This is a genomic window from Synechococcus sp. Cruz CV12-2-Slac-r (assembly GCF_024346075.1).
GTDB lineage: Bacteria > Cyanobacteriota > Cyanobacteriia > PCC-6307 > Cyanobiaceae > Synechococcus_D.
Genome location: NZ_JAGQEK010000160.1, coordinates 1 through 3,567 on the forward strand (window position 1 = coordinate 1; position 3,567 = coordinate 3,567).

Consider the following 3,567-nt stretch of genomic DNA (forward strand, 5'->3'; position numbering starts at 1 on the left):
AAGCAACTTATCCATCGAAAGAAAAGGCTTTTAACAATGCTGATACTCCAGCAACTCAAGATCAGCGCATTCAAAACCTTAATGTGAAACCAACCGACACTGTATTTCCAACAGATCTAACTAATAACCGTTATTTGGATCCTATAACAGGTTTGCACCATTACACTGCAGATACAAAAGAAGCATCAAGCTTGATTAATAATGGTTGGAAACTTGAAGGATCAGCTTGGAATCTGATTCCTTCTGCTGGAGGCGAAAATGGTGGCTTAATCGAAGTTCATCGCCTCTACAACCCTAATAACAAAGATCACCTTCTTACCTTGAGCGATTCTGAAGTTGCCTCAGCTAAAAATATTGGCTATCTATACGAAGGTGTTGCGGGTAGAGCCTTATCTATTCCCTCTTCAGGAAGCACTGGTTTTACAGCTGTACAGAGGTTCTATAAGCCATCAAGCGGCGAACATTTCTACACAGCAAACAGCGCTGAAGCTGCAACCCTGCCTGGCTTAGGTTTCGTTAGCGAGGGTGCTGCCTGGATGTTCTAGTAAGGGAGGGGCACAAGCGATGATAGAAACATCGCAAATTGATCAGCCCTGTGACAGTTAACAGCAAGCCATTTCCACCCGTTAGCGCTGTAGAGCTTATGGAGCTATGCGGTGGGAACTGGTTGAGCTTGCGATCACGCTATAAACCCGATCAGGGCGAAAGTAGTTGGGAAGAAAGCGAGCGGGCTGAACTGCATTGGCAATGGCTGCCTGCGAAAACTGGCGATACAGAAGGGCAGCTGGGATCATTGCAACTACAGAATCCGAACACGCCACCCCGGCAGCTTATTTTTTTTGCTGATGGCCGCTTTCAAGATGATGCGGGGATCTGCGGCTGTTGGCGTTTACAACCGGAGGCGCAATTAGAAATTGAACATCAAGTTGGTGCTAGAAAAATGCAAGAAACAATTTGGTTTCAAAAACCAAATTTACGTTTACGTAGCCTTTTGGTTTGGAATGCTGAAATTTTAGAAGCATCACAATTTTGTTCTGAAATCCGCCGCGTAAGTAGGCCGCCTAGCTGATGCGCATTGATGTGTTGAGCTTGGTGCCAGAAGCGTTTGCACCATTAACTGAATTGGGGGTAATCGGCCGTGCTTTTAGTTCAGGAATTGCAAGTTTGTATTGCCATAATCCTCGTGATTACACCACTGATCGCTACCGCAAGGTTGATGATGAACCCTATGGCGGTGGGGCCGGGATGGTTTTAAAACCAGAACCGGTATTTGCTGCCTTTCAAGCAATCCCAAAACAGGAGAGCTGCCGCAGCCTACTAATGACCCCTCAAGGGATTCCATTACAGCAGCACAAATTGCAAGAATGGGCAGATAATTACCAACAATTAATTCTTATTTGCGGGCATTACGAAGGCTTTGATGAGCGTATTCGTGGTTTAGCAGATGAAGAAGTTTCGTTAGGTGATTTCATACTTACTGGTGGCGAATTACCAGCGATGACGATTATTAATGGGGTAGTTAGGTTGTTACCAGGCACTGTTGGCAGTGCTGAATCATTAATTGAGGAAAGCCATAGTGCTGGATTATTAGAACATCCCCATTACACGCGCCCTGCAGAATTTCAAGGCCAACAAGTGCCAGAGGTATTGCGTAGTGGCGATCATGGTGCCATCGCACGCTGGCGAATCGAACAGCAACAACAACGCACCCGCGAACGTCGGCCAGATCTCTGGGCAAAATGGCAGGCGCAGCAATGAATAAGCCCACCTATAGTTGCGTTGCAATAACCGGTTAGAATCAAATGGGAAGAGAACTTTGGTTTCAGAAAAGTAAGTCTGCAATTTCTACCATTAATCAACCCTGATGAATATCCGTATCGGTAATGGTTACGACATCCACTGCCTCATTGCAGGTAGGCCACTAATAATTGGTGGCGAATTACTTGAACATCCAGATGGGCTTGGCCTCGATGGCCACAGCGATGCTGATGTATTGGTTCACGCCATCATGGATGCTTTACTTGGTGCCTTGAGTCTAGGAGATATTGGCAAATACTTTCCCCCTGATGATCCCCAATGGAAAGGTGCCAATAGCCTTAAGTTATTAGAGCAGGTTAATTCCTTAATTAAACAACAGGGCTGGCAAGTGGCAAATATAGATGCTGTTGTTATTGCAGAGAGGCCTAAATTGAAGCCCCATATAGAAACAATACGAGCAAGAATTGCAGGATCATTAGGTGTAAATCCAGATCAAGTTGGCGTGAAGGCCACCACAAATGAAAAACTCGGCCCTGAAGGTAGGGAAGAAGGTATTTCTTGCCATGCCGTTGCCTTACTGGTGCATCTATGAAAATTGTTGCATTGTTAAAAGCGCTGGTGGGTAATGGCCTGATCCTTTTGGGCTTGTTTGCTTGCCTATTGATAACAACAAGCCCAGCTATGGCCCTGCGGGAACTTGATCCCAATGCAGGTGTGGTGGAGGTTTTACAAATGCCGGTTACAAAAGACCAAACCAGCTGCTGGCGCACAGCAGAAGCTGAGGTGTGGGAGCCATGGCTTGAGAAACAAAGCGGTTATCAAGGCAGGGAATTACTTTGGGATCGTGATCGCCAGCAGGCTGTGGTTTTAATTGGTTGGTTGAGCCAATCTGAATGGGATGCAATTCCAGCTGGCAGTATTAAAAAAACCGAAAACCGATTTGATCGAGTACTACAACGCTGCTTAGGTAGTGGTGCATCAAAACCCCTACCCCTACAACGCACTGGATCTTTGCAACCAATTCAATGACCTATGTGCTCGGCACCCACAGCGAAGAACTAAATCGGCTTGGGCGCCAACATCAAATCTGGCAAGCAGAAGCGATGGCGGCTTGGGATAAAGCGGGCTTTAAAAGTGGTGATCGGCTTTTGGATCTTGGCTGCGGGCCAGGATTTGCCAGCTTTGATTTAGCGAAACGAGTTGGCTCAACTGGCCAGGTGCTAGGTATTGATCAATCCCCCAGCTACATCACATACTTAAATGAACAGGCAGCAGAATTGCAGCTGCCACAGTTAAAAGCTGAACTGCTTAATTTGGCAGAGCCCGCACCTTTAGCGATTGCTGATTACAGCTGGGACGGCGCCTGGTGCAGATGGTTGTGCATGTTTCTTACTGATCTAAATCCCCTATTAGAATTAATCAAAAGTTCCCTAAGACGCGGCGCTAAATTAGTGCTGCATGAATACATCCGCTGGGATACCTTCTCATTACATCCCCATGGTTCAGTAGTAGCTGAATTTGTTAACTGTTGCATTCAGCACTGGCAATCCCATGGTGGTGATCCAAATGTGGCCAGAAGGCTTCCAGCACTTTTGCAGCAGCAGGGTTTTGAACTCGTAAGCAGTTGCAGCCTGCTTGCCTGCTCCCCTAATGGCCATAAAAAAGCCCAATGGCTTGAGGATTTTCTTACTAGTTATCCAGCCCAGCTAATTGCTGATGGTGTTTGGACACAAAGCCAGCAGGAGGCCCTGGAAGCAGAAATTAACCACGCTAAAAACAATCAAAGCCTATGGCAAACCCCTGCCTTAG

General features: G+C 46.5%; 5 protein-coding genes and 1 pseudogene. All 6 read left to right on the forward strand.

Annotation, left to right across the window (positions count from 1 at the left end; all coding sequences use genetic code 11):
• Positions 1-545: pseudogene (locus KB557_RS09810) on the forward strand (hypothetical protein); the annotation flags it as partial.
• Positions 546-595: 50 nt separating this feature from the next.
• Positions 596-1,069, forward strand: coding sequence for a phycobiliprotein lyase (locus tag KB557_RS09815; protein WP_255133739.1), 474 nt, complete (start codon positions 596-598; stop codon positions 1,067-1,069).
• Positions 1,069-1,758, forward strand: coding sequence for a tRNA (guanosine(37)-N1)-methyltransferase TrmD (gene trmD, locus KB557_RS09820; protein WP_255133741.1), 690 nt, complete (start codon positions 1,069-1,071; stop codon positions 1,756-1,758). The genes KB557_RS09815 and trmD overlap by 1 nt, the downstream gene beginning before the upstream one ends.
• Positions 1,759-1,864: 106 nt before the next feature.
• Positions 1,865-2,350 carry a 2-C-methyl-D-erythritol 2,4-cyclodiphosphate synthase gene (gene ispF, locus KB557_RS09825; RefSeq protein WP_255133743.1) on the forward strand — a complete coding sequence of 162 codons (486 nt, stop codon included), beginning with the start codon at positions 1,865-1,867 and terminating at the stop codon, positions 2,348-2,350.
• Positions 2,347-2,787, forward strand: a complete 441-nt coding sequence (locus KB557_RS09830) for a TIGR03792 family protein (RefSeq protein WP_255133745.1) — start codon at positions 2,347-2,349, stop codon at positions 2,785-2,787. Before ispF ends, KB557_RS09830 begins: the two co-directional genes overlap by 4 nt.
• Positions 2,784-3,567 (forward strand): methyltransferase domain-containing protein (locus KB557_RS09835; RefSeq protein WP_255133746.1); only part of this gene is annotated, 784 nt, incomplete at its 3' end. The genes KB557_RS09830 and KB557_RS09835, both read left to right, overlap by 4 nt.

Bases quoted from the DNA above. Each gene is read 5' to 3' on its own strand.
- ispF (WP_255133743.1), top strand. From the start codon at position 1,865: ATGAATATCCGTATCGGTAATGGTTACGACATCCACTGCCTCATTGCA.
- trmD (WP_255133741.1), top strand. From the start codon at position 1,069: ATGCGCATTGATGTGTTGAGCTTGGTGCCAGAAGCGTTTGCACCATTA.
- KB557_RS09830 (WP_255133745.1), top strand. From the start codon at position 2,347: ATGAAAATTGTTGCATTGTTAAAAGCGCTGGTGGGTAATGGCCTGATC.